This is a genomic window from Streptomyces sp. R-74717 (genome assembly GCF_047305335.1).
Classification (GTDB): Bacteria; Actinomycetota; Actinomycetes; order Streptomycetales; family Streptomycetaceae; genus Streptomyces; species Streptomyces atratus.
Genome location: NZ_CP102361.1, coordinates 461,773 through 487,352, shown reverse-complemented (window position 1 = coordinate 487,352; position 25,580 = coordinate 461,773). Strand labels below are relative to the sequence as shown.

The window sequence follows — 25,580 nt, the reverse complement described above, 5'->3', positions numbered from 1 at the left end:
TGTGAGCAGGGGCTGGGGACACGGTAGAGGGTACGGAGCAGTACCTGGAAACGGTACGCGCGAATGCCGGACCGGCCGCTACGCTGGATCTCGCCCGGGGCTCGTGGAGCAGGAGTACGCGTACGGGGCGCCGGGCCGGGGCCCGGGAGCGGTGCCGGTCGGCCTGACCGTGGCAACAAGGGATGCGTGAGCCACCGGGGGTGGGGGACGGGTGAGGAATCGGACCACGTTGCGGCTGGGGTCGCGCGGTTCGCGTACGTCACGGCCCGGTACGTCAAGCGGGACACCGGAGACGGCCGCCGAGCCGTGGTGGAGGAAGCACGGGCGGCTGTTCTGGCTCGGGGCCGGCATACCTGTGCTCGGCGCGGTGCTGACCGCCCTCGCCCTCAGCGGCCTGGGCCTGGACGGTGGGCCCGAACCTGCCGCGCCCGCCGCCGCGGGCAGCCCCTCGGCGAGCCTTCCGTCCGCGCCGTTCACCGTGTCCGCCCGACAGGATGGCGACGACGGCGGCTGCACGGCCCTGGAGCACGGGATCTCCTCGCCGCGGGATCGGGCGGAGATCGTGACCGGTGGTGACGTGGCCGGGGTCGTCCGACGCCATCGGGGCGCACGGGCCGGTGAACTTACCACGGACCTCACGGTCGAGGGCGGTACGCAGCCCCTCACCATCACCTCGATCGACATCGAGCCCGAACAGCCGCGTCCCGCACCGCCGTTCGCCGGAACGCTGCTGTGCGAGGCGAGCGCCGGAGGTGAGCCGAAGGTCCAGCTGTTCGCGGACCTGGACAGCGCCTGGCCGGTGTTCTTGACCGGGAAGGGCTCGGCCGATCGGTACTTCGACGAGCACGTCGTCACGCTCGCGCCGGGCGAGCAGGTCAACCTGTCGGCGACCTTCGTGGCCGCGAAGGGGTCCCGCGAGTTCCGGCTGGTTGTCCGCTACGTGCGGAACGGGAAGGAGGGCGCGGTCCCCGTGCCTGCCCCGAGCGGGAGCCGGTATGCGGTGACCGGGTACGCCGCGGAGTACGGGGCCGTGTACTCGGGGTCGCCGAACGGAGGATTCCGGCTCGAGGACGACTCCCGGCCCTGCCGATGGTCGCCCGCGGCACCGTGCTGACCGGCGCGGTGCCGACCGCTCCGGGGAAGTCCGGGGAAGTCCGGCAAGGTTCTGGGAAGTTCTGGGAGACGGGGAGTGGTATGGCACGGCGGAGTTTGCGTACGGACCTGCGTGCGTCGGGAGCGGGCCTGCTGGTCGTCGTCCTGCTGGTGCTGCTGGTCGGCGACGGAAGGACCGCCGGCAAGCCGTCCGGGCCTCCGAACACCCTGGAGGTGGCCTGGTCGTACGTGACCACCGGGCGGGCGCTGGACGCACGCGACGTACCACCAGCCCTCAGCGACGATGCGTTGGCGGTTCCGGTGGGCCGTTCCGTCCGCGTCGTGGACACCCGGAGCGGCCAGCTCCTCTCCATCGTGAACGGCTTCGCGGAGGAGGCCCCCGACCTGGGGCTGTCGGGCGGTGTGCTCTTCCTCGTGGACACGCAGGACCACTTCAAGGACACCTTGCGGGCGTACGATCCCGCGACCGGGCGCGAGCTGTGGCACCGCAGGGCGGTCCCGGGGCCGGACGGGAAGGGGGCCGGTGACTTCGTCGCCGGAGGCGTTCTCCTGGCGGACTGGGGACCGGTGGTCATGGACGGCGACCGGGCGCTGGCCCTCGATCCGCGTACCGGCGCGGTCCGGTGGAACGTCCGGTTGGACACCCACTGCGCCAACCCCCACCCCTACGTGGACGTGCCCTACCGCATGGCGGCGACGTCGACCCGTCTCCTCCTGCTCCGCCACTGCACGGGCGAGACTGCAAAACTCCAGGCGGTGGACGAGCGGGACGGAAGGTCCGTACGGCGGAAGCGGCTGGGGCGTGGGAAGTACATCAGTGTCAGTGCGGCGGACGGGGCCCTCGGCGTACGCATGGACGACGAGTTCCGGTTGCTCACGGAGTCGGGTGAGGAGATCCTGCGGCAGGCGGGGTCCGGATATCCGCTGGGGGAGGAACAGGGGGTCGTGTACGCGGGCGTCGGCCAGAAACTGCGGGCCTTCCGGGCGGACACCGGGAAGCCCGCCTGGAAACGTGCCCGTCCCCTGACCGGCTTCGCCTTCATGAAGGACGGGCTGATCGTGGAGGACACGAGCACGGACGGCTCGTACTCCGGAGACGTGCGCTGGTCCGTCGGGGACGCCGCCGGGCAGGGGCCCGGAGCCAGCACCTTCGTGGATCTTGACGGCCGCCGGACCGCCTCGGTGCCCTGGCCGGTCGCCGGGACGCTGCTGGGGGCGAGCGGGGAACTGCTCGTGGTCCGCAGTGAGGAAGCGAAGGGAACCCGCTACACCGGACTGCGACCGGGGCATCGCGCCAAGGACGCGGCCCGGCCCATCGCACTGGGGGGAACGGAACCGCGGCACTGGCCCGACGCCTGTGGCCTGGTGGACACCGGACTCCTCTCGGAACTCGCCCCGGACTATCTCGCGCTGCCGGAGAAGCAGAGTCGCACCATGCACGGAGTCCGGCTGCCGCAGCCGAGTGTGTGCCGCTTCGCCACGGAGTCCGGTGACGGCAGCGACGTCTTCTCCGTCACCGTGCGCTGGGTCGCGCCCGACGTGACGGCCGCCCGGACGTACGCGGCCAGCGCCATGCCCTGGGGCTGCGCCCCCGCACTCGGTGGGTGCGTGACGGCCGAGATCGAGAAGCCGCGGAGCGGGGCCTGGCTGTACACCTACCGGACGGGCCTGGAGGCGAGACCTGTGGCCCACGCCACCGTGGTGTCCGGCCGATATGTCCTTGGGGTCGCCGCGGGCGAGGACGAACCGGCGCACAGGGCGCTGGTCCGACGGGTCGCCCTGCACCTGTCCGAGCGGGGCGGGCGCCGGGAATGAGACACGAAGCTCTGGGACGCGAGTTCTGCTTGCATAACGTCGGGAGCGAACAGCCACGCCCACGCCTGAGTGACAGTGAGCTCGTGCGGGGCCGGGCCGTGGTGCCAGGGGTAGCGGTAGGCAGGGCGGGCGGTCTGCAGGACGCCAAGGCGGTCGAAAACGGTGGGGGCGAGTGGGAGGCCGTTTTCCAGGAGTACCGTGCCACCAGCGTTGATCCGGGCCCGCAGCGCGGACAGGGCGCGGCGGGCGTCGGTCCGGGAGAGCAAATCGGGCAGCCGTGCAGGCTCGACGAACTCGATCCCGGTAATCTCGCTCGGCGGCAGACGGATTTCGCCGATCCGGTCATCGTCCCAGGTGCCGCCGTCGAAGACGTGCAAAATCTCGCCGGGAAACCGCATAGCGGCGCGCGCGCTGATGCTGTCGGCGGAGACCCAGTCGACGGCGGCGGTGACCCCGAGCTCCTCCACCAGCTCACGGGCTGCTGCGCGAGCGGGTTCGCTGATTTCCGGCTGGGGAGTCGCAGGAACCCACGCGTAAGTGGTTCATCGACGGCTTTCAGTATGGCGGGTTCGGGGCCTGAAGCTGGTGAGCTGATGTGATCAACTGTCACCAGTTCCCCGCGGACAGCCCACGAGTCACTGTCTGTAAGTGATCTTGGCTCGCGGGGACCCGGATGCGGTTAAAGCCAGTCGCCTCCTCACTGGTGCTCCCGTAGGGTTCGCGGGTTATCGCGATGGAGAGGTGGTTCGGAACGTGGCACCCAGGACAATGACGCGGGAGCAGTTGGCGGGAGCGGCGCGCGCCGCGCTGGGTGGCGGGCGGCGGCTGGAGGGGGTCGAGCGAGTTGCAGGCGGCAGCAAGAAAGGTGTGTACCGCCTAGTAATGGACGACGCGACGACTGCGATTGCCTATTTGTGGGACGACACCGAGAACTACTGGCCGGCGGCCGAAGGCGACGACGACCTCACCGACCCGTTCTCGCCCGGCCTCGGGCTCGATCTGTTCCAGGCCGCGCACGCGCGGCTGGACGGGCTCGGCGTCCGCGTTCCGGCGATCCGTCTCCTCGACCGCGACGGGGCTTACTGCCATGCGGACCTTGCGATCGTCGAGGACCTTCCGGGGGAGAGCCTTGAGGAGTTGCTCGCGCGCGACCCTGGCGCGGCGGCTGTGGTCATGGCCCGGCTCGCGAATTCGCTGGAGGCGATGCGAGGTCACCGTGCACCGGCCTACGGCAAGGTGGCAGTGGTCGACGGTGGAGGAACGTCGCGCGGTACGTCGTGCGAGGGTGTGGTTCTTAGCCGTGCGCTGCGGGACCTTGCCGAGGCGGCCTCCCGCGATCCGCGGATTATGGGTGTCCGCGGGCGGCTGGAAGAGCGGCTGCTGGGCCTGGCGGCGGCGGTGCGGCCACGCACGGAATATGCGGTCGTGCACGGCGAGCTGGGGCCCGACCATGTGCTGGTGGATGCGGACGGGAACCCTGTGGCGATCGACATTGAGGGATTGATGTACTTCGATGTCGAGTGGGAGCACGTCTTTCTGCGAATCCGTCTGCACGACGCCTACCAGCCGCTGGAGGTGGACGGCTTGGACGAGGACCGGCTCGCGCTCTACATGCTCGCGCAGCGGCTCTCGCTGACGGCGGGCCCCTTGCGGCTGCTTGACGGGGACTTCCCTGATCGGGCCTTCATGGCGGGCATCGCCGAGTACAACCTGAAGCAGGCACTGAAACTGGCCCACGCCTGAACTTACCCATGGGTCTCAGAGGGCGTTTAGAGTGGGCGACTTGCCTCTTATGCCCTAGTAGGTTCCTCGCCAGGTTGGCGTGGTCTCGTCCGTTATGCGCTTGACGAGGTTGTCGATCGAAGCGAGGTAAATCATGGCTTCGGAGCTGACGGAGAGGGTCTCGTAGTCACGGACAAGGCGTCGGTGCATCATGATCCAACCGATACTCCGCTCCACCACCCAGCGCCTTTTCAGGACGTGAAAGCCGCGAGTTCCGGGGTTCTTGTCGACGACTTCGACATCGATTCCTAGCTTCGCGCCGTGTTCGACGACGGCCTTCTTGAAGCCGGTGTCGACCCAGCTCTTGGCGATGGTTGGGTAGGTGTTTTTCGCCTGGTCGAGGAGGCGTATCCCCAGGGCGTTTTCAGAGAGGCTGGCGGCGGTGACGGTCACGGCGAGGATCAGGCCGATCGTGTCGGTGAGGATGCCTCGCTTCCGGCCCACGATCTTCTTCGCGGCATCGGTTCCCTGGCTGGTCACGGGCACGTTGGTGGAGGTTTTGATGCTCTGGGTGTCGATGACGGAGGCCGTCGGATCGGGCTTGCGGCCTTCCTTCACGCGGGCCAGGGCGGTGAGGTCGTAATTGAGCTGGGCGAAGATTCCCTCGTCGCGCCAGGCGGCGTAGTAGAAGTAGACGGTGCCGTGGCCAGGAAAGTCATGCGGGAGGTATTTCCAGGGGATTCCGGTGCGGTTCAGGTAGAGAATCGCGTCGAACACATGGCGGAGTTCGACCTTCGCCGGCTGACCGGTTGGGCGGCGGTCGAGCCGGGCTTTCCGCCAGGCCGTCAGAGTCGGCTCGATCAAGGCCCACCGGGCGTCGGACAGGTCGCTGGGGTACGGCTTGCGCTGGCTCACGCTGTACCGTCTTCACGGATGGCGCGGAATGGATTGTTCCGCTGACCATCGGGCGGTTCTGTCGCATTTTCAAACCAGACGGACTTCCGGTAGCAGAAGTTCGCGAAACGGACTACGAGGTTCACCCATCAAGGGGAGATGAAGCCCGCATAACGGCTGTAATCATTATGAACTGAGGCAGCGATAGAAGCCGCTTTTCGGAACAGAGGTACTTAAACGCCCTCTCAGTTCTCAGCGGGGGACAGGGCCGCCACGGTGAGGATGGGCCGTGTGGATGTACTTCATGGCAGTGGTGATGGAGATTCCGAAGACACGGACGAGGTGGACGGGATCTTCGGTCTCGCGGGCCTCGTCCAGGATTCGGTCGGCGCGAACTGCGCGCAGAGTCAAACCGGCGGGGTCGAAGCGCCTGTAGACGTAGTCCGCGGAGACAGGATCGGTCGCGTTCGCGGTCTGTTGAGTGACCAGAAGGTGCGAGTTGACGGTGCGTGGCCAACGCTGATGGCGGTAGCGGAGCCAGGCATGTAGTAGGGCAGCTGTGGTGTCGTCGAGGTGGACGACGTGACGGCCGTGGGGGCGGCGGATCAGAAGTTGCTGTCGGGTAAACAGCAGGTCGGTGAGGACGAGGTTGCGCAGGTCAGTGCCGCTGGTTGCGTGGAGGGCGACCAGGGCGAGAACCAGGCGGGTAGCGGGGTTGGAGCTGGTCTCCAAGAGCCCGGCCAGCCGGTTGGGGGCCAGGGTTGTGGGCAACAGTTCCTGACGGGTGATGCGGAGTCCACGGGTGGGGTCGACGAAGACGAGCTTGGCGTGTTTCAGGGCTCGAAAGAGCGACCGGACTGCCACAGCGCGCTCGTGGGCGCGTGGGCCTTTGACCGCAGTGACAGCGGCCGTGACGTCAGCCTCCGTCACCTGACGCAAGGTGGTGTAGCGGGTGGTCCAGTCAGCGAGTGGCCTGGCCAGGTAGATGAGGTAGCGGCGCAGGGTGGCAAAGTAGGGATGGGTGGAAAGTGACGCACAACAGGGTTCAGGCGTACTATCACGTACAGCATGCAGCCGAACCATCGGTAATCCGAACCCCCGAAGATGTCGATGCGCTAATCGACGCTCTTGCTACGGGCGACGAGTTCGAGAACTCGGCTATTCTGCACAGTTCGGAGCGTGAGCTTCTGCCGTCAGGATTTCCAGATCACGAGTTCAGGGTTGGCGCTGACGGGAAACGGCAGGTAGGGGTTCTGAGCTTCATGGACGAGAAAAACTACGTCTCGCTCGGCTCTTCGGCAAGTAATGGAGGGGAGGTTACCTACTTTGTCGCAGAGAATCCGACCGATTTTCCCGACACTGCAGAAATCCCCCTTGCCCTGGTGCGTCAGGCCGCAAAGGAATTCCTTTCTTCCGGAGGGCAGCGTCCAACGTGTGCCCAATGGCAGGAGCCAGAAATCTGGTAATCCCCGTCTTCGTCCTGTATCCGGTGATAGAGATGTCCGTCTGGTTCCGTCAGATGATCGACGCGCTTCTGTAGCACAGACAAAGTGAGAGGGCTCCTCCGAAGGTTCCGGAGGGGCCTCTCGGCTGTTTGACGACAGTAGCTGGCGGCAAGGTCGGCGGAGGAGGGCGGCGCAGGGTGGCGGTTCATCGCCGTCGGAGCGTGCCGTCTTGGCTTCAGGTTTGCGAAGCCGTACTCGACGGCCGCGCGTTCACGGCTGAGCAGGCGGTTGGCCTCCTTCTCGGCGTCGGTGAGCCGGTGGCTATGGGTGGCCTTGCGGCCGGCGATGATCACCGGGTTGTCAGGGTCGTCGTCCAGGCAGACGAAGCCGAAATCGGCCAGGGCCCCGAGTTTGGCCTCGCCGAGATGCTCGGTGATCTTGTTGTGGCGGGCGGTGGTGATCTCGCTGGACCGCCCGAGCTTGGCCGCGGAGATCCAGTCGCGGTGGCGGTGCCGGCCAGGACCGCGCGGGCGGCGTCCTCCGCGTCGATCGGGTCGGACTTGCCGCGCTGACGGCGCACCCGCCGGTCGGGTCGGTTGACCTCGACCAGCTTATGGCCGTGTCTGCGTAGGTGGGAGGCCAGCCCGGCGCCGTATGAGCCGGTGCCTTCGATACCGAAGGCGAGGACCTTCCCGAACTGGCTGGCCCAGGTGTCGAGTTGTTCATAGCCGCCGCGGTCGGCAGACACATTGGTAGTGCCCTGAACCCCGCCGACGACGTCCACGGCGACGGCGGTGTGCACGTACTTGTGCGTGTCGACCCCGACGACGACTTTCCCAATCGGTTCGGCCTGCAGGATGCTGGTCATGGCTGTCGGTTCCCCTCCCGGGAGCGGCGGTCAGCGCGAGACCGTCGGCCGGGCGGGAGAACAGGACTGTGACGAGTGCCTGCAGCAACAGGCTCCTATTCGGTCACTGCCCGCGCGGCCGGCGGACCGCATCACACCCGCCGCCGGAGTGACCGACAGATCAACAGCAAGGACACCCGAGGGGTCAGTCGTAACACCAGTCAGGCCGCCCCGGCGACGGTGACCCCATCCTCACAGTCATAGCTCGAGCCGACCCTACCCATGCTCCTGTGGACGCCGTACCGGTCGCAAACTCGGGCGAACGCGGCCGAGGTGTACTGCCCGGACTCAATCGGTCGTCGCAACACCAGCTTCCTGGATCAAGAGTAGGTGCTCGTTGAGGGCTTCGGCGGGCGTCTTCCAAGCGAGGGTCTTTCGAGGCCTGTTGTTGAGTGCGGCGGCGACGACCTCGATCTCATCGGGGGGCGCTGAGGCGCAGCGAGGCGGCGGGCCTGCGGATGAACGGGCCTTGACCCCTGATCTTGAACACGGGTTATGCGGCTTCGGCCAGCGTAGTTGATGTTGTTCGGAGTGCTCGCTCGTAGGCGATGGGGCTGCGATGTCCGAGGCGGGAGTGGCGTCGGACGGTGTTGTATCGGTGGAGCCAGCGGAAGAGGTCCAGGTGGGCCTCGTGCTCGGTGTCCCAGGCCCGGCGGCCTTGGAGGGTCTCCCGTTTGCAGGTCGCGTTGAACGACTCGGCGAGTGCGTTGTCCGCGCTGGGGCCGACCGCGCTCATGGACTGGGTGACGCCGGCTTCGCGGCAGGCGTCGGCGAAAGCCCGGCTGCAGTACTGGGCCCCGTGATCGCTGTGGAAAATGGCGCCGGTGAGATTGCCGCGGGTCCGTTCGGCCGCATGTAGGGCGTCGATGACGAGGTCGGCCCGCATGTGGTCGGCGATCGCCCACCCCGCCAGGCGCCGCGAGGCGAGGTCGATCACGGTCGCCAGGTAGCGGAACGTCCCGCCGCTCAGCGGCAGATAGGTGATGTCGCCGACGTACTTGGTGTTGATGTCGGTGGCGGTGAAGTCGCGGCCGATCAGGTCCGGGACCTTCGCGGCGGCGAGGTCGGGGACGGTGGTGCGGTGCCGGCGGCGCAGGCGGAGCCCGGCCAGGCCGATGGCCTTCATGACCCGGGCGACGCGTTTGTGGTTCACCACCTCACCCTCGTCGCGAAGCTCGGCGGTGATCCTCGGGACACCGTAGGTGCCGTCCGAGGCTCGGTGGACGGTGCGTATCAGGGTGGCAAGCCGTGCGTCGGCCGCCTGCCGGGCTGCCCGCAGCGACGCCGTCCGGCGCCAGTAGTAGAAGGTCGACCGGGCCAGGCCCAGCACATGGCACAACCGCTTCACGCCGTATCGGCGCTGGTGGTCCTCAACGAACTGGCAGCGGTTCACCAGCACGTCCGCCAGCCGGGCGGAAGGGGTGCCGCAGGCCAGCAGCAACGCGCCCAGTCCGGTCAGGCCCCGGATGAGGTCCCATTCCGCGAGATGCGGCAGCGCTCCGGATTCCTGTCGCCGACGGGCCGCAGCGAGCCGGGTGTCCACCAGGCGGTCGACGGCCTCGCGGACGTCGCGGCTGGCTCCTCCGGCACGGGTGAGGACGAACTCCAGCGCGGGGGCCCCGTGGAAAAGGCTGGCGTTGCCTCCGGTGCTCACGCCGTGGGCGACGGCCTGGGCGAGATGGCGGCGCGCGGTCGGCAGGTCGCCGCGGGCCGCCGCTGTCCGTCACGCTTCTCTCGCTGTGGGAACTGCGCCGACTGCGCACTCATTTCGGTCTGACCGTACGCGGTGCGCTGCGGCAGGACGACCGTGTGCCGGCATAGCTCCGGCGAGGTACGCGGGGCCCTGCGCGCGCAGGGCCCCGCGTCACTTCAGCAGCCCGTACGGTCCTCCGTCAGGGTGCCCTGCTCGGTCCGCAGTGTGCGGTCGTAGCAGCCTTCCGACCCGTCCAGCCGGTAGTGCTCGCTCGACGTGCCGACAGCATGGCGCTGGTCACGGGGGACACCCAGCGTCCAGGCGGCGTCGCCGGTGTAGGTGTCGTCGAGCCGCGACCAGGAGATGCGCTTGCCGGCGCGGACGACCGAGGTATCGGCGCGGTCCCCGAGCGTGAGGACGGTGCGCAGCCGGTTGTCCGTGCCGATCGTGATCTCGCCGTCCATGGTGTAGACGCGGTGGGTGTGCGCGACGCGCGCCGGGCCCCGGCCGTCCACGGTCAACGTCTCGTCGTCGTCCCAGCGGGCCGTGAGCCCGTCGGTGTTCTCGTCCTCCGTCCAGCGGTGGACGGAGGTGTTGGCGAGGGTACGCGAGACGGTGGTCTCGACGCGCCCGTGCGAGGTGTCGACATAGCCGGCGACGGTCAGCCGGTGGCCGCCCTTGGTGTCGAGCCGGTTCAACGAACCGGGCGTGACCGTCGCCGAGTTGGCCAGGTCGCTCTGATCGTGCTTCGTGAGCGCCCCGGTGACGTGCTCGCTGCCCTCGTCCTGCCAGACCAGCACGTTGGCGGGCGTGCTCCAGCCGCTCTGTCCGGCGGGCAGTCCGGCGACGGACACCTCGACGCGGTGCTCGCGCCCGTCGTTGAGGATGCCCGCGAACGGCGTCAGGTCGTACTCGATCGGCTTCACGTCGAAGGCACGCGGCGCCGGAACGACGTACCAGAGGAAGGGGTTGGACCATCCTCCGGTCCATACGTTCGGGAACGGCGCAGCTATTCCGGCAAGTTGGCCGTCGACCTTGATCTGCACCTCACGGTACGGCCCGTTGTCCGCCTTGCAGGAGTACGGAGCGGAGTCCGGCACGGTGAGGTACCAGAACTCCTCGCAGCCGCCGCCCGAGCCGGTGGCGTACACCTCGGCGACGATGCGCTCCGAGTTGCGCGGTGTGGTGAGCCGGGCGCCGTCCAGCGGGATCACCTTGTCGGGCGTCGCCGCCGGCTTCGTACGCCCCTCGGCGGCGTAGAAGGTCAGCGTGACCTTGACGTCGATGACGCCGGTGTACGTCTCATTGACAACGTTGCCGATGAGCATGTCGACGTCCTGCCCGCGGCGAAGCGTGTCGCTGTAGTGCGTGACGTCCTTCTCCACCGACCAGTTGATGCCGTCGACCGAGGGCTCGGGCGTGGACGTACGGAACATCTCCACGCCGCCGATGCGGAGGTAGCCGAGCCGGTCGAACTGGCGCCCCTTGACCTTTCCGTCGAGGCGCAGCACCACCTTGCTCCAGCGGTCGCCGCACTCCTCGGGCGGGGTGTAACTGCCCCTGTACGGCGTGAAGTCGCGGAACTGTGTCTCGGCGACGGTGACTTGGCAGGAGCGGGTCGGGGGCTTCGCGACGGGCGGCGCCGCGGTCAGCGGGTCGTGCCAGTCGGTGCCGAACTCCGTGGGGACCGGCTCGACAGCGACCGCCGGGCTCGCGCCGAGCGCCGAACCGGCGGCCAGCACCAGTCCGGCGAGCATGGACGTGATCTTACTCTTCATGGGGCAGGAGTTAAGCGCGGGACGAACAAGTGCACCAGAGGCGAAAATTCGACCTTGGCGCGTTTTGTTCCCTCATGCGTAAAAATCAATTGCCGCGACTGCCGGCGGAACGCGAACCTTGCACGGTTTGAGCCACTCGCCACCCCCTCAGCGATCCGTTGGACGTCATGCAGATTCGCGATCTTACGTTTTCCGATCCCGGTGATCCCGACGTACGGTCAGGCCGCCGCTTTCTGCTGTGGCTTGCCCGGCAACAGCTCGGCGGCCAGCTGAAGTCACTCGGCTGGGGGCTGCTGCACCAGTGCGGAATCGCCGGCCTGCCGCTCGCCGTGGGCGTCGCCATGCAGGCCGTCGTGGACAGGCTGGCGCCCGTGGGCGGGCTGATCCTGCTGTTCGGCGCCGCGATCGCCGTCGGCGACACTCTGCTGCACCGCGCCACCATCACCAACTGGATCACGGCGGCCGCCCGGGTCCAGCACCTGCTGGCTCGCAAGACCGCCGAACTCATGGGTCCGGTTTGTGGCCCCGTGCCGCATGGACTCGTTGGCCCTCTCCGTATACGGCCATCTGGGGCGTCCGGAGCTAACGTCCACAGCTGACACCGCAGTCGAGCGTACCGGTGGGCCCGGCACACCGTGGAGTCGGCGTTGATGTCCCAGGTGATCAGCTCTTACGCGTCGGCCCGGGCCTGGAGCGCGGTGAAAATTCGATGCCAGGTGCCGTCCCGCCGCCACCGGCGAAACAGGGCGTACACCCGGCCCCACGGCCCGTACTCGGCGGGCAGGTCCTGCCACGCGATGTCCTTCGGCAACAGCGGTGCCGGCACCGCCCATCGCTCGCCCGTCAGGTCTCCACGTGCCACGAACCAAGATCACCCCACGTTCAAGATCCACTTTCGGCACGCGCCCTGGTGCGCTGTCGGAACACATGCAGTGCGCTGAGGAGATATGCGGGCGCTACGGCTCGAATACATTCAGTGATCGTAGTTGTGTTCCTGTCCCCCGACACGGAGGTAGATCATGCAGAACGACATCGAGATCGTTGAGGTCACGGAGGAAGAGCTCGCGATCGAGGACCTCAACGAGCGCACCGAGCGCGCTTTCTGCTCGCCCACCTGGTAGAACTCAACGGCCGACCACGGCCCGGCAAGCGTGGGCCCGCAGCGCAGCTTGTCTGCGGGCCCACCCCGGTTTCCGGCAGAAAGATGCCCGTTGTCATGGATGCCCACATCCTGCGGTTCCCCCGCCACGTACGCATGGCCACGCACGCCGGGGTAGGAGTGCGCCTCGTGTCTGGAGGGCGGCACACCCTTCTGCGCGGCTCGATCGGCGAGCGACTGGCTCCGCTGCTCCGCCAGGGCGCCACCCGTGCGGCTCTGCACGAGACACTGGCCACCGCCTTCTCCGCAGCAGCGGTCGACCGGGCCCTGGACCAACTCCTCACCGCAGGACTGGTGGTGGAGCGCATGGCTGGCCGAGAGGACCACGACAGCGGCCTGTGGGAGCTGGCCGGCCTTGACCCCGAAGCGGTCGCCGACGCCATGCGGAGCCAGGCGGTCCGTCTGATGCAGGTCGGCGACCCCGGGCCCGGGATGGCGGCTCTCGCCCAGGCCGCACGGGAACAAGGTCTCCTCACCAGCACCGATGGCGGGGAGGAGGTACTCCGTGTTGTGGCGGTTGACGACTTCCTCGATCCCCAGCTCACGGCCCTCCACACCGAGGCCCTCAAGGACTCCGTCGCATGGATGGTCACCAGGCTGACAGGAGCGTCGGCGTGGATCTCGCCCGTCATGGAAACGAACCGCACCGGCTGTTGGATCTGCCTGACGCAGCGTCTGAGGAGTCACCGCGAAACCGACTCACTGCTTGCTGCGGGGGCCACGGAACAGTACCCGGTACGGGGAAGCGACGTCGGATCCGCCACAGCGACCGGCCTGGCCGCGCGGCTGGCTGTCCTTCGTGCCGCCCAGTGGATCGCCGGACGGCGCGAGCAGACGCCGACACTGCTCACCTTCGACGCCCTGACGCTGGAGACCGGCAGACACCACGTCACACGCCGCCCGCAGTGCCCCGGTTGCGGCGATCCCGGCATGCTGGCGGCGCAGGCCCACCGACCCCTGGAACTGCGCAGCCGCGCCACGGCGCCGGACACCGACGGCGGATACCGGGCCAGCGGCCCCGACCACCTGCTGCGCACCTATGGGCACCTGGTCAGCCCCGTCACGGGGGTGGTCACACGGCTGAGCAGGATGGAGACGCATTCCGACCTGCTGCACGTCTACGCTGCCGGGCACAACTTCGCGACGAATCGACCGCGGGGTGCCGAGTCCGTACGCCGGGTGCTGCGCACCGAGAGCGCGGGCAAGGGGATGACCGACGTTCAGGCCCGGGCCAGCGCCCTCGGAGAGGCCATCGAGCGCTACTGCGGCGTCTGGCAGGGGGACGAGGCACACGTGACGGCCTCCACCCGGTCCCTGGGGGACGACGCGGTACGCCTTGACACCTTGCAGCACTTCAGCGCGCGGCAGTTCCGGGAACGAGAGCACTGGCGCCGGCAGGGCACCGGCTACACCTGGGTGCCCGAGCCGCTCGACGAGACGCGAAAGCTGTCCTGGACGCCGGTGTGGTCACTGACCGAGAACCGGCACAAGTACGTGCCGAGTTCCTATCTGTACTACCGTTTTCCCGCCGCGCCCGGGCCCGTGCACGCCGTCGCTCACTCCAACGGGAGCGCGGCCGGGGCCAGTCCGGAGGACGCGATCCTACAGGGCTTTCTCGAATTGGTCGAACGCGACAGCGTCGCCCTGTGGTGGTACAACCGGGTCCGCCGGCCGGCAGTCCGCCTCGACATCCCGAGCCAGCCCTACCTGGCGCGTTGGCGGGACACATACGCGGCGCGGAACCGGGAGGTGTGGGTCCTCGACCTGACCTCCGATCTGGGCGTACCTGTCGCCGCCGCTGTGTCGCGCCGCGTCGGAGGTGACAGCGAGGACATCCTCTTCGGCTTCGGCGCGCACTTCGACCCGGCCGTGGCGGTCTCCCGGGCGCTGACGGAGATGAACCAGTTCCTCGCCCAGTTGATCGAGTTCCGCTCCCGTCCCCACCAGGCCCAGGACGGCCCGGACGTGCACTGGTGGCACACCGCGACGTTGGAGAACCAGCCCTACCTCGCGCCGGACGGTCGGTCCGACCTCCTGACGGGCCCGCACCGCCGGCCTGCCCGGCCAGCGCGACCTGTCGCTCGAACTGGAACGGGCCCTTGGCCTCGTCAAGGAACGAGGGATGGAGATGCTGGTGCTGGACCAGACTCGCCCCGACATAGCCCTGCCCGTGGTCAAGGTCATGGTGCCCGGGCTGCGGAGCTTCTGGCCGCAGTTCGCCCCGGGAAGGCTGTATGACGCCCCCGTCTCGCTGGGGTGGGTGACGGCGGAAACCCCGGAGGCCGAACTCAACCCGGTCTCCATGTTCCTGTGACCAGGGTCAGGGTTCTCGCCGCCGCGGAACCGGCCCGCCGGCCTGGCGAGTCCGCCGCGCGTTCCCCCCGCTCCCGTACCGGGTCCCGTGTGGTCCGCTCGGTCCGGCCCGCCCGTGGAGAGAGCTGATGTCCAACGACGAACCAGCCGTGTTCGACGGCGGCGAGGTCTTCCTGCTGCGGGCCCCTGTCCTGCCCCGCGGAACAGCCGGCGACGACGGGGCGAGCGGCCTGGCCGCGGCCGCCCGGCGCGATCCGGTGGTGGCCGAGGCGCTGCTCGTGTCCAGCCCCTCGCTGTACACCGCCCTGGAGGAACTGCGCGCGGGGCGGCGTTTGTCCCCCACGCGAACGCGTCGGCTGTCCCGCTCGATGCTGCGCTACCACCTGCGGATGACACGCAGGGCCACGCCGTTCGGCCTGTTCGCCGGGGTCGCGGTGGGAACCTTCGGCGGAGCGCCACGCGCCCGGCTCACCGGCCGTCGCACCCGCCACATCCAACCCGACCAGGCGTGGCTGGGCGCGCTCCTGGACGCGCGCGACGCCACCGCCCCGCCCGACGGCGCGCACGTCGTCCTCGACAACACCGCGCGGACGCGGGGCGACCAGCTTGTCCTGCCACTGGGGCTACGCTCCGGCCGGCCCGTGCGGCGCGCGATCCGACGGACCCCGCCCGTGGAGACGGTGCTGCGCGCGGCCCGGCGACCGGTGCACCTCGGCGACCTCGCGGAGGCGGTCCTTGAAGACTGCCCCGGCCTCACCCGTGAGAAGGCCGTCGGGCTGCTCACCCGGTTGATCGGCCTGGAATTCCTGCTCACCGACAGCGCGCCACAGCCGGCCGATCCCGCCCCGTTCGGGCACCTCGCGCGCACGGCTCCCGAAATGCCCGTCCTCAGGGAGTACACGACGCGGGCCCGCGTCTACGCGGCACAGCCCGTCGGAGAAGGCACCAGCGCTCTGAGCGCGCTCCACGACGCCGCGGGGTCACCCGAGTGCCTGCACGTGGACATGGCGCTCGACGCCGACGTACGGCTTCCCCCGGAAGTGGCGGCGGAGGCGGCCCAGGCCGCCTCAGTCCTCTGGCGCTGCGCCCCGCCGCAGACGGCCGAACAGCGCGCCCTGGTGGCCTACCACCGGGAGTTCCTGGAGACCTACGGGCAGGGCGAACGGGTACCGGTGACGGCGCTGCTGACTCCGGGCAGCGGCCTCGGCCCGCCCGCCGGCTACGCGCTGCCAGGAGGCAGCCGCCCGCTGCCCGATCCGCCGGCGGACGCCGCCCGGACAGCAGCCCTCAACGCGCTGTACGCCGGGGCTCTCGTATCAGGCAGCACCAGCGTCGACCTCGACGAGGAGACACTGCGCGCGCTGAACACCGGGCGGGGAAGGCCGCCCGCTTCCGCGGACTTCCCGGTCTCGCTGCTCGCTGACTCCCTGGCCGACGTGGCGGCCCACCGCTTCGTGCTGGAAGTGGCGTCCTTCCGTGTCTGCCGTCCGGCCGGAACGCTGTGGGGGCGCTTCTCCCACGTCCTGGGCGCTCAGGAACACCTCGCCGAATTCTCTCGCCGTGCTCGCGCGGCCGAACGCGCCGGCTCCAAGCCCGTCCGCGTCGACTACGCGCCACGAGAGCGCCGCCTGCTCAACGTCATGCGGGTTCCCGATCCGCCGGGGCGGCCCAGTGCCCACCTCTCGGTGGGGACGCACGCCGACCCCGCTGCTCCCGGCGACGTCGACCTGGCCAAGGTCCTCGTTCATGCCGACACCCAGCGCTTCCACCTGCTCGACGCGTCCGACGGGCGCCCGATCAGCCCCTACGTCCCCCACGCGCTCAACAACGCGCTCGCACCCGACATGGCGCGCTTCCTGCTGGAGGTGCCGCTGATGGGGGTCACCCAGGTGACCCCCTGGGACTGGGGACACCTCGCCACCGCCCCCTTCCTGCCGGCCGTCCGTCATGGCCGGTCGGTGCTCTCGCCCGCCACCTGGCGCATCCCTGCTGCCGCTCTGACGAAGGACGATCCCGGGAAAGACCTCGCGCGCAGGCGCGCACGCTGGCGGATACCCAACCTGGTCCACCTGGTGCGCGCGGACCAGCGCCTGGCCTTGGACCTGCGACTGCCCGAGCACCGGGAACTGCTGTACGAGGAAGCCCACGCACAAGGGGAGGCCGTACTGCACGAAGACCTGTCGGAGACGGACTCGGGATGGCTGCGCGGACCCGGCGGGGCACACGACGCGGAAATCGTCGTACCGCTCTTCGCCCGGCCGGCCCTCCATCCGTACCGACCGCACGCCGACGCGGCCTCCTGTCCAGTCGGCCCGGCCGAGTCCGCCGTGGCCGCGGACGCTTCGCGGTCCGCCGCACCGGTCGCGAAGGCCCCGGCCACAGTAGGGGTGACGGCCGGAGAGACCTCCGACACGCGTACGCGCAGACCCACGGCGCACCTGCCCGGCGGCGAGTGGCTCTCGGTCCACATCCCCTCGGCTCCCGAAGACCAGGCCCGAATCCTGACCGCGTATGTGGAGCCCTGGCTGCGCACGGTCTCCGGCGACGTCGACCGCTGGTTCTTCCTCCGCTACCGCGAGCCCGGGACCCACACACCCCATCTCCGTCTGCGCTTGCACGGTGCCCCCTCCGCCCTCGCCCGACAGGTGCTGCCGAGCCTGCACGACTGGATGCGCGACCTCATGGCACAGGGCCTGGCGCAGACCTGGTCCCTGCGGGAGTACCGTCCCGAAACCGACCGGTACGGAGGCTCGGCGGCCATCGACCTGGCGGAACAGTTCTTCCACGAGGACAGCCGGCTGGCCCTGAGCCGCCTCCCGGCGGATTGCGACCCGTTGCCCGTCGCGGCCGACCTGGTTCGCCTCGTCCGCGGGTTTCACGCCGACCACGGTCAGGACTGGGAGCGATGGCTGCTGGACCAGTACGCCAAGGACCCGCGGCGGCACAGGACGTTCAGCGGCAGGCGCCGTGACGCTCTGACCCTCATCCCCGACGGCGGACCGGACACTCCGGCCGGACTCGGCGACTGGTACGCGTCGCTGACCGCCTACAGCACCGTCGTCCATGCCGGCGACGCCGACGTCTCCCGCGTCCTCCGCGCTCTGCTGCACATGCACGCCAACCGGCGGCTGCGTCTCGGTACCGACCTGGAGCAGGACGCCTACGCCCTGGCCCGGGGCGCCGTAGGCGCTCATCACGACCGGCGCCGCGCCCTGTTGAGAGCGACAGCCGACAGCCCGAGCCGGAAGGGATGAGGACGCTCGTCCGGGAGCACCGGCCAATTCGGCGCGGAGGGGCGCGTACGCCGAGTCCGAATGTCGGAGGGCCCCTCGCTAGCTTGACTCTGTCGGTGATCTTGGATGGTCGAGGTTAGGTGCCGAGGGTGCGCCAGGACTTCGATCGGGGAATTCCTTGCTGGTCCAGGAAGGTCTGGAAGGCGGTCGGCGGTCTCGGTGAAGGGGTTTCCTGGGTCACTGACCGAGTGCTGAGTCGTTCGATGTTCACGGCGATGGCTGTGAGTACGTGTTGCAGGTGGGTTTTCGGCTGTCCTCGGTAGCGGCAGTGGCGCATGCCGTGTCCGTGGGCGAACTCGTTGATGGTGCCCTCCACGCCGGAGTGGACTGCGTAGCGGGCCTTCCACTCGGGTGTCTGCTGCTCGGTGCGGACGCGGACTTGCAGGTCGCGGAGTTCTCGTGGAGGGAAGCCCACGTTCCGGGCGCCGTCGCGGGAGCTGGTGCACCGAGGGCGGTCCGGACACGGCTGGCACTGGCTCTTGGTGAACCGCGCCACGATCAGGGGTGCCGCGGTGGGCGAGGAGGTCGGGTAGGGGCCGTGCCATCCCTGGCTGACCTGGCCTCGGGGACAGGTGACCTGCTTGCGGTCGAAGTCGATGTGGAAGTCGTTCCGGTCGAAGCCTTCGTTCCTGCGGTGCTGGCGGGTGGGGTTGCCCGGCAGTGGCCCGCTGACAGTGGTCTGGTGTTCGCGGTCGGCTCGTTCCAGGTGGACCAGAGAGGTGTAGCCGCCGTCGACCAGGTGCTCGGCAGGCAGCAGCCCGCGACGAGCCAGGCGGCTGTGGAAACCGGGCAGGGCCTGGCCGTCGTTCGTAGCGGCCGAGGTGGTGGCCACGTCCGTGATCACGTTGGCGCTGTCAGAGGCACACGTCTCGGTGACATGCGCGGCGAACCCCTTCCAACTGATGATGTGCCCGTGACGGGCATAGCGCGCCGTGGTGTCGTAGGGCGAGACGATTGCCGAGGAGGAGGGCGGCAGGCCGCCGTCGTCGGCGGTGCGCCAGCGCAGGCGGCCTGCCGTGTCGCGGTAGTAGTGCTGCACCACGATCTGCCGTAGGGCCTCGGCTTGTGGGCCGGGCCGGTAGGCGGACCCGTCCCGGTGGAGGCGTTCCAGCAGTCGGCAGGCGTCGTTGCCGGCGGCGAGGATCCTGGTCTTGGGCCGGGTGGGGTTCTTGCCCAGGCGGACCGGGCGGCCATAGCGGCGCCCCCAGTCCTCGTCGACCAGGCCGATCAGCAGATGCCCAGCCGTGCGGGCCACTTCTTCAAGCGCGGCACGGACCGCCTCGGTGACCAGTTCCAGCCGGGTCAGGTCGCGCACCGCGGCCAGGACGTGGGTGGAGTCGGTGCGCTGCGTGGTGCGCTCGCCCACGAGGCCGGCCTCCTTCAGACGGGCGAGCACCAGATCCAAGAGTCGGTCGGCGCGGTCGTCCTGCGCGAGGCGCTCGCGGAAGTCGGCCAGCACGCTGTGGTGGAAGCCGGGATCGTCCAGCTCCATGGCCATGGCGTACTTGAAATCGATGCGGCAGCGGACCGCTTCCGCTGCCTGCCGGTCCGACAGACCAAGCAGGAACTGCAGCACACAGACGGTGGCCAGTTGGGCAGGCGAGAGCCCGGGCCGCCCGTCGCGCGGATACCAGCCGGCGAAGTCCTCGTCGCACCACAACCCGTCCAGCCGGTCTCTGACCCACATCGCCGTCGTACCGGCCGGATTGCTTGCCCGTGCGATCTGCGCGGTCAGAGGCGGGACTTGCTCACCGGAGCGGGGATGGAGCGACAACGGACACCTCGGCAGCTGTATCGGCCTTCGAAACAGCACTGAGCATGCCCGCCGATCATGCTCGCGCACTGGGAAACCCCAAGATCACCGACAGAGTCAAGCTAAGTGGTCGATGCTCGAAGTCCTTCGGGGGTTGACTCCCGCTGTTGTTGTGTGTGAGGTCCGGTCAGATCTCGGGGCGGCCAAGTAGAGGCCGCAGGCGCAGTCTGGGGTGGTTTTTACCGGGGTTCCGCCGAAACTGTGAGAGCTCGGGCATGACTCTCCCGATGAGGCATCAGGAGGTTGCGGTCGGCCCCGGACTGGCCGCGGATGGCTCTGCCTCCGCGCGACCGCGCACGGGGGTCGCTCCGATGTCGTCGGGCTGAAGGAGCCCGGTTAGCACGCGGGTGAGGATGCGGTTGAAGAGCGACTCCGATGAATCCTCGGCCTCGGGCGGCTGCCCGGTCAGGGCGGTGGCGAGGTGCGGGTGGTGGCCCGCCATGGCGACATGGTGATGTCACGCCGACTCGCCCGCGGTTGAACCCGCGAGCGAGTTCAGCGACGCTCTCTCACGGATCCCGCTCTGCGACATTCGGGCCATCGTGTGCAGCCCGACTGCGGGCAGGAGCCCCAGTGCTGTGCTGGCCGCCACCCGACTGGCGAACTGTCCAGTCCACGCCGGCGCCAACGCGGTAATGACGACACACAGCGGATCAGCGCAGTCCGGCGAAGAGATCGTTCTCGGGTACGGCAGCGCCGGTGGCGTCCTTGACACGTACGAAGGTCTCCATACCCATCAACTCGCCAAACCTTTCCTTGCCCATCTTGAGGAAGAAGATGTTCTCGCCCTGACTGGCGTGCGCGGCCAGCGCATCGAACTTCTGACCGCTGAATGCGATGGTGTCCACCCACGTGGTGATCTCATCGTCGGGGAGGCCGATCTCGGCCATCGCGGCGGCCTCGGCAGGATCCGGTTCCGGCATGTCCTCATGAAACTCGCGCACGGTCTCCCCGAACCGCTGCATCATCGAGCGGGGCATCGTCGTCCAGTACACCTTCGGTGTCAGCGCGGTCATCTCCAGCGCCGCCATCGTGATGCGGTGGGCCTGGATGTGGTCGGGGTGGCCGTAGAAGCCGTTCTCGTCGTAGGTGACGACCACATCGGGCCGGTAGTGCCGCATGAGTTCCGCAAGTCGGTCGGCGCCTTCCTCTACGGGGGTCTGCCAGAAGGATCCGGGGGCGTCGTTGCTCGGCCAGCCGATCATCCCGGAGTCGGCATAGTCCAGCATCTCCAGATCGCTGACCTTCAGTACGTCACAACTCGCCTTGAGTTCTTGGCGGCGCATCAAGGCAACGGCCGCGGGATCATGCCCGGGAGCGCCCGGCTTGGCACCCCCCGGTCCGTCACCGCAACCGCCGTCGGTACATGTCACGAGAACGGTGCGGATGCCTTCCGCCGCGTACCGCGCGAGGACCCCTCCGGTTCCGGTGGCCTCGTCGTCGGGGTGAGCGTGCACTGCCATGAGCGTCAACGGCCGGTCAATCATGAAACAGTCCTCCTGCAGAAATACGGGTTGGTCCGAGTGCGCGGCGGGCGTACCGCGATCCTGGGGCCCGGATCCTGGCGGGGCGGACACCCTTGCAGTCTCCGTGTCTCCCCGCCCGTACGGCGCCGGTCCCTCGGTCGATGTAACCGTGCCGATCGGGCCGGCTGTTCCCGGCGCAGCCAATTGGCCTTCCAGGCGTCGGAGTTTCAACGCGAACGCGGTACAGGCGCGACCTGCACGTCGCAGCGCCACGTCGGCCTCCGTGCGCCGCACCAAGCCGCCAGTCAACCCAGTTCATTCCCCCATGAACCGCCCCGGCTCGAATGGAGACTCGATTTCATGAAAGGATCGAGTCATGGCACGACCTTCCCGTTACCTCCTTGAGCTCCGCCGCTGTGCGGTGCGCATGGTCGCCGAGGTGCGCGACGACCATGCGAACGAGACGGCCGCTTTGCAGGCAGTGACCGAGAAGCTCGGCATCGGGTCCCGCGAGACGCTGCGGAACTGGGTGAAGCAGCACGAGATCGACGCGGGAACGCGACCCGGGACGACGACGGAGGAGTCCGCCCAGCTCAAAGCGTTGAGGAAGGAGAACGCCGAACTGAAGCGGGCCAACGAGATCCTGAAGGCCGCGGCGAGTTTCTTCGCGGCCGAGCTCGACCGGCCACACACTCGCTCGTAGCGTTCATCGACGAGCACCGGGACCGCTTCGGCGGCGTCGAGCCGATCTGCAGGACGCTCACCGAGCACGACTGCAAGATCGCCCCTTCAACCTACTACGCCAACAAGAAACGACAGGCCGCTCCGTCAACACGTTCAGTGCGGGACGCGGAGCTCAAGGAGCTGATCAGCCAGGTCCACACCGCCAACTACCGTGTCTACGGGGCCCGGAAGATCTGGCGCGAGCTGAACCGGCAGGGGCATACCGCAATGCCGCGTAGTTAAGCGGTTCCGGGCGCCTGCAAGGGGTGTTGACCTGCGGATTCACCAGACATGAGAACGGGACCTCCGGTAAAGCAGAGAAGCCGTCCAAGGTCTTCCTGCACGAGAGGTCCCGTTGCCCGATCAGTGTGCCACCACCACGCTCACCCATGCCATCACCTGCGCTGCCGGACCCTTCGCACCGGGACACCTCGGCGAGCTGACTCAGCACGTCCCCTTCGAGCTCGCCGACGCCGTATTGGAAGAGACCAGATCAGGGCATCGCCGCCTGCGGCATCTTCCCTCCCGGGTCGGCATCTACTTCCTCCTCGCGCTGGCGCTGTTCCCGTCGCTGGGATACATGCGGGTGTGGGGCAAGCTCACCGCGGGTCTGCACGGACTCACGCTGCACCGTCCCTCCGAGAAGGCCCTGCGCGACCTGCGTCGCCGCCTGGGGCCGGCACCGTTGAAGGCGCTGTTCGAAGCGGTGTCCGGGCCGCTCGCCCGCCCTGGGACCCACGGCACGTGCTACCGCTCGTGGCGGACGGTCGCCTTCGACGGATGCAGCTCGCTCAAGGCCCCTGACCAGCCGCGTATCCGGAACCTGTTCGGCAAGTCGAAGCACCGCTGGGGCATCTCGGGCTATCCCGCCCTGCGGCTGACCGCCCTGGTCGAGACGGGGACGCGTGGCCTGCTCGGCGCGGTCTTCGGCCCCACCAGCACCGGGGAGTCGACCCATGCCGCCCGGCTCATGCACCTGCTGACTCCGACGATGCTCCTGTTGGTCGACCGGGGCTTCGACGGCAACAACTTCTATACAGCCGTGGCCAAGACCGGTGCCCAGCTCCTGGCCCGCCTCGGTTCGAACCGCAAGCCCGCTGTGATCGCCGTCCTGCCTGACGGCTCCTACCTCACCCGCCTCGGCGGGCTCCAGCTCCGGGTCATCGAAGCGGACATCACCGTGACCACCCGCGACGGCCAGCGCATCCACGACCGCTACCGCCTGGCCACCACCCTGCTCGACCCCCATAGCGACCCGGCCGCCGCGCTCGTACGGCTCTACCACGAACGCTGGGAGATCGAGTCGGCCTTCTACGCACTTCGGCACACGCTCCTGCGCGGTCGAGTTCTGCGTTCCTGCGACCCCTTCGGCCTCGAACAGGAACTCTGGGCGATCCTGACTGCCTATCAGGCCCTCCGACGGGCGATGACGGAAGCCGTCGAGTCAGTTCCCGGCATCGACCCCGACCGCGCCAGTTTCACCGTCGCCCTCGAAACCGCCCGTGACCAGGTGACATCGGCGCGAGGCATCCTGCCGGCCCTTGACCGCATCGACGACCCGGGGCTGATCGGGCACGCCGTGCTCTCTGATCTACTGCCGCCTCGGCGCGCACGCGTCAGCGCCCGCAAGGTGAAGTGCCCCATGACGCGCTACCCCGGCAACTCCGCTGACCCCCGCCCCGCCGTCAGCCAGGACATCGTCTCGCTGGACATCGCGGTCCACCAGGCCGTCCTGCCGCCACCCGAGCCCGACCGGCCTCCCGTTAATCCGGGCCGCAAGACCCTCGTCCTGGATCTCCTGCGGACCGCCCCGGACCGCCCGTGGCGATCCCACGAGATCGCTCAAGCAATCAACTGCCCCAACATCAAAAGCCTATGGACGCAGCTCTCGACGTGGGTGAAGGACGGCATGCTCCGCAGAACCGCCAAGGACACGTACGAACTGGTCTCCGCCTGGGCGACATCGCCTCGACCATCCGGCGAGTCCGCAGGTCAACACCCCTTGCAAGCGCCCGGAACCGCTTAACTACGCGGCATTGGGGCATACCGCAGCCCGTTGCACCGTCGAGCGTCTCATGCGCGAACTCGGCATCCAGGGCGCGATCCGCGGCAAACGCGTGATCACCACGCTCCCCGGCGGGCAGGTCGACCGGGCCCCGGACCGCCTCGACCGTGACTTCGTCGCCCAGGCCCCGAACCGGTGCTGGGTGGCGGACTTCACCCACATCAAGACCTGGTCCGGCGTCGTCTATGTCGCGTTCGTCTTGGATACCTTCTCCCGCCGGATCGTCGGCTGGTCGGCCGCCACCGTGAAGGAGACCGTCTTCGTCCTGGACGCCCTGGAGATGGCCATCTGGCAACGTGACCGCGACCAACACCCCATACAGCCAGGTGAGTTGATCCATCACTCGGACGCCGGGTCGCAGTACACGAGTTTCAGGCTCGCCGAGCATCTGGACGCCGCCGACATTGCCGCCTCCATCGGCTCGGTCGGCGATGCCTACGACAATGCCCTGATGGAGAGCGCGATCGGCCTGTACAAAACCGAGTTGATCAAACCCCAGCGGCCCTGGAAGACACTCTCCCAGGTCGAGCTCGCCACCGCCGAGTGGGCCGACTGGTACAACCATCGCCGGCTCCACGGAGAGATAGGGCACATCCCACCCGTCGAGTACGAAACCAACTACTACATGGAACTCACGAAACCCCAGGTCACAACCACAATCTGAGATCTCTACCGAACCCGGGGCGGTTCATCGGGCATTGGCTCGAGTTCGGCCAGCAGATCCAGAGTTGGAGCCAGGAGCGGCGAGTCGTGGCAGTTGGCGCCGACCAGCACACGGCCGAGCGGGATGCCGTAGCCGTCGGTCATGCCCGACCGCTTCATGCCCTGCTTGCCCCGGTCGACTGGCGAGCGTCCCGCCGCTTCACCGCCCCCGGGGGCCTTGGTGATGGCGCCGTCCACGGCGATCCGGTCCAGGACGAGACCGACGACGCGGTCGTAGGCATCCAGCGCGATCTGCTTCAGCCGGGCGAACAACCCCAGGCGTATCCACTCGTCCCGGCGGCCTCGGATCGTGGTGGCCGAGCAAGCAGAGTCCGCGATTGCTTCGTAGGAGCAGCCGAAGCGGAGGACTTGCAGCAGCTTGTCGAAGACGATCCGCTCGCTGATCCGGCGTCTGTGGCAGCCCAACGGGTGGGTCGGATCGAACTTGGGATGATGCGGAAGCAGGACGGCGAATTGGTCCCACAGCGGTTCGGTTAGCCACGATGGCAGCGCAGGCACAGGTCTCCCATGATCACAGAGCGTCGCAGCTCCATGATCACGGAACCTGTGCCGGTCCTGTCTTCCTTGAGCCCCACTGGCCACGTCCCCGCGCGGGTTGTAAAAGCACCACGATCAGCGCCCGGTGGGGCGTTGACTCCGAACAGCACCCCGGTAGTGT

General features: G+C 68.5%; 16 protein-coding genes and 6 pseudogenes. 11 read left to right on the top strand and 11 right to left on the bottom strand.

What is annotated here, in order from left to right; translation table 11 throughout:
• Positions 1-211: 211 nt before the first annotated feature.
• Both NRF20_RS02355 and NRF20_RS02350 read left to right on the top strand, forming a co-directional pair.
• Complete coding sequence (locus NRF20_RS02355; RefSeq protein WP_413751900.1) at positions 212-1,114, top strand: hypothetical protein; 903 nt, start codon at positions 212-214, stop codon at positions 1,112-1,114.
• A gap of 80 nt (positions 1,115-1,194) precedes the next feature.
• Positions 1,195-2,928, top strand: coding sequence for a PQQ-binding-like beta-propeller repeat protein (locus NRF20_RS02350; protein ID WP_413751899.1), 1,734 nt, complete (start codon positions 1,195-1,197; stop codon positions 2,926-2,928).
• 308 nt (positions 2,929-3,236) lie between these two features.
• Here NRF20_RS02350 and NRF20_RS02345 read toward each other — a convergent pair.
• Positions 3,237-3,395: pseudogene (locus NRF20_RS02345) on the bottom strand (NUDIX hydrolase); the annotation flags it as partial.
• A 301-nt stretch (positions 3,396-3,696) separates the two neighbouring features.
• On the opposite strand from NRF20_RS02345, the gene NRF20_RS02340 reads away from it, so the two are divergent.
• On the top strand, positions 3,697-4,671 hold the full coding sequence (locus NRF20_RS02340; RefSeq protein WP_398635150.1) for a phosphotransferase family protein: 975 nt from the start codon (positions 3,697-3,699) through the stop codon (positions 4,669-4,671).
• Between the two features lie 54 nt (positions 4,672-4,725).
• Here the strand turns inward: NRF20_RS02340 and NRF20_RS02335 are convergent, their stop codons facing one another.
• Together NRF20_RS02335 and NRF20_RS02330 are read right to left on the bottom strand one after the other, a co-directional pair.
• Entirely contained in the window at positions 4,726-5,565 is an 840-nt protein-coding gene (locus NRF20_RS02335; protein WP_413751898.1) for an IS5 family transposase, read from the bottom strand.
• Between the two features lie 231 nt (positions 5,566-5,796).
• Positions 5,797-6,474, bottom strand: a complete 678-nt coding sequence (locus NRF20_RS02330; protein WP_413751897.1) for a hypothetical protein — start codon at positions 6,472-6,474, stop codon at positions 5,797-5,799.
• A gap of 98 nt (positions 6,475-6,572) precedes the next feature.
• Between NRF20_RS02330 and NRF20_RS02325 the strand changes: the two genes are divergently transcribed.
• On the top strand, positions 6,573-7,010 hold the full coding sequence (locus tag NRF20_RS02325) for an Imm1 family immunity protein (protein WP_413751896.1): 438 nt from the start codon (positions 6,573-6,575) through the stop codon (positions 7,008-7,010).
• Positions 7,011-7,338: 328 nt separating this feature from the next.
• On the opposite strand, the gene NRF20_RS02320 is transcribed toward NRF20_RS02325, so the two are convergent.
• The 3 genes from NRF20_RS02320 to NRF20_RS02310 form a co-directional block, all read right to left on the bottom strand.
• A complete protein-coding gene (locus NRF20_RS02320; protein ID WP_398635054.1) occupies positions 7,339-7,857 on the bottom strand; it encodes an IS110 family transposase in 519 nt (172 codons plus the stop codon).
• A 532-nt stretch (positions 7,858-8,389) separates the two neighbouring features.
• Positions 8,390-9,550 carry an IS3 family transposase gene (locus NRF20_RS02315; protein ID WP_413751895.1) on the bottom strand — a complete coding sequence of 387 codons (1,161 nt, stop codon included), beginning with the start codon at positions 9,548-9,550 and terminating at the stop codon, positions 8,390-8,392.
• Between the two features lie 215 nt (positions 9,551-9,765).
• On the bottom strand, positions 9,766-11,367 hold the full coding sequence (locus tag NRF20_RS02310; RefSeq protein WP_413751894.1) for a peptide-N4-asparagine amidase: 1,602 nt from the start codon (positions 11,365-11,367) through the stop codon (positions 9,766-9,768).
• Between the two features lie 167 nt (positions 11,368-11,534).
• On the opposite strand from NRF20_RS02310, the pseudogene NRF20_RS02305 reads away from it, so the two are divergent.
• Positions 11,535-11,873: pseudogene (locus NRF20_RS02305) on the top strand (ABC transporter ATP-binding protein); the annotation flags it as partial.
• A gap of 164 nt (positions 11,874-12,037) precedes the next feature.
• Here the strand turns inward: NRF20_RS02305 and NRF20_RS02300 are convergent.
• Complete coding sequence (locus tag NRF20_RS02300) at positions 12,038-12,229, bottom strand: transposase (protein WP_398635052.1); 192 nt, start codon at positions 12,227-12,229, stop codon at positions 12,038-12,040.
• 342 nt (positions 12,230-12,571) lie between these two features.
• Here NRF20_RS02300 and NRF20_RS02295 point away from each other — a divergent pair.
• The 3 genes and pseudogenes from NRF20_RS02295 to NRF20_RS02285 all read left to right on the top strand — a co-directional run.
• Positions 12,572-14,542: pseudogene (locus tag NRF20_RS02295) on the top strand (TOMM precursor leader peptide-binding protein); the annotation flags it as partial.
• Positions 14,543-14,648: 106 nt separating this feature from the next.
• Positions 14,649-14,840 carry a YcaO-like family protein gene (locus tag NRF20_RS02290; protein WP_413751893.1) on the top strand — a complete coding sequence of 64 codons (192 nt, stop codon included), beginning with the start codon at positions 14,649-14,651 and terminating at the stop codon, positions 14,838-14,840.
• Between the two features lie 127 nt (positions 14,841-14,967).
• On the top strand, positions 14,968-18,093 hold the full coding sequence (locus NRF20_RS02285; protein WP_413751892.1) for a lantibiotic dehydratase: 3,126 nt from the start codon (positions 14,968-14,970) through the stop codon (positions 18,091-18,093).
• A 115-nt stretch (positions 18,094-18,208) separates the two neighbouring features.
• Here the strand turns inward: NRF20_RS02285 and NRF20_RS02280 are convergent, their stop codons facing one another.
• From NRF20_RS02280 to NRF20_RS02270, 3 genes are all read right to left on the bottom strand, one after another.
• Positions 18,209-19,906 (bottom strand): IS1182 family transposase, encoded by a 1,698-nt coding sequence (locus tag NRF20_RS02280; protein ID WP_413751891.1) that lies wholly within the window; start codon positions 19,904-19,906, stop codon positions 18,209-18,211.
• Between the two features lie 274 nt (positions 19,907-20,180).
• A complete protein-coding gene (locus NRF20_RS02275) occupies positions 20,181-20,387 on the bottom strand; it encodes a hypothetical protein (RefSeq protein ID WP_398635363.1) in 207 nt (68 codons plus the stop codon).
• 211 nt (positions 20,388-20,598) lie between these two features.
• Positions 20,599-21,432, bottom strand: coding sequence for a PIG-L family deacetylase (locus NRF20_RS02270; RefSeq protein WP_398635364.1), 834 nt, complete (start codon positions 21,430-21,432; stop codon positions 20,599-20,601).
• 355 nt (positions 21,433-21,787) lie between these two features.
• Here NRF20_RS02270 and NRF20_RS02265 point away from each other — a divergent pair.
• From NRF20_RS02265 to NRF20_RS02255, 3 genes and pseudogenes are all read left to right on the top strand, one after another.
• Positions 21,788-22,353, top strand: a pseudogene (locus NRF20_RS02265) (IS3 family transposase); the annotation flags it as partial.
• 136 nt (positions 22,354-22,489) lie between these two features.
• Positions 22,490-24,149 (top strand): annotated as a pseudogene (locus NRF20_RS02260) (IS4 family transposase); the annotation flags it as partial.
• Positions 24,150-24,170: 21 nt separating this feature from the next.
• Positions 24,171-24,863, top strand: coding sequence for an IS3 family transposase (locus NRF20_RS02255; RefSeq protein ID WP_413754512.1), 693 nt, complete (start codon positions 24,171-24,173; stop codon positions 24,861-24,863).
• Between the two features lie 23 nt (positions 24,864-24,886).
• Here NRF20_RS02255 and NRF20_RS02250 read toward each other — a convergent pair.
• A pseudogene (locus NRF20_RS02250) lies at positions 24,887-25,420 on the bottom strand (transposase); the annotation flags it as partial.
• Between the last annotated feature and the right edge of the window lie 160 nt (positions 25,421-25,580).

Bases quoted from the DNA above. Each gene is read 5' to 3' on its own strand.
- NRF20_RS02350 (WP_413751899.1), top strand. From the start codon at position 1,195: ATGGCACGGCGGAGTTTGCGTACGGACCTGCGTGCGTCGGGAGCGGGC.
- NRF20_RS02340 (WP_398635150.1), top strand. From the start codon at position 3,697: ATGACGCGGGAGCAGTTGGCGGGAGCGGCGCGCGCCGCGCTGGGTGGC.
- NRF20_RS02320 (WP_398635054.1), bottom strand. From the start codon at position 7,857: ATGACCAGCATCCTGCAGGCCGAACCGATTGGGAAAGTCGTCGTCGGG.
- NRF20_RS02310 (WP_413751894.1), bottom strand. From the start codon at position 11,367: ATGAAGAGTAAGATCACGTCCATGCTCGCCGGACTGGTGCTGGCCGCC.
- NRF20_RS02290 (WP_413751893.1), top strand. From the start codon at position 14,649: ATGGAGATGCTGGTGCTGGACCAGACTCGCCCCGACATAGCCCTGCCC.
- NRF20_RS02285 (WP_413751892.1), top strand. From the start codon at position 14,968: ATGTCCAACGACGAACCAGCCGTGTTCGACGGCGGCGAGGTCTTCCTG.
- NRF20_RS02275 (WP_398635363.1), bottom strand. From the start codon at position 20,387: ATGGCGGGCCACCACCCGCACCTCGCCACCGCCCTGACCGGGCAGCCG.
- NRF20_RS02270 (WP_398635364.1), bottom strand. From the start codon at position 21,432: ATGATTGACCGGCCGTTGACGCTCATGGCAGTGCACGCTCACCCCGAC.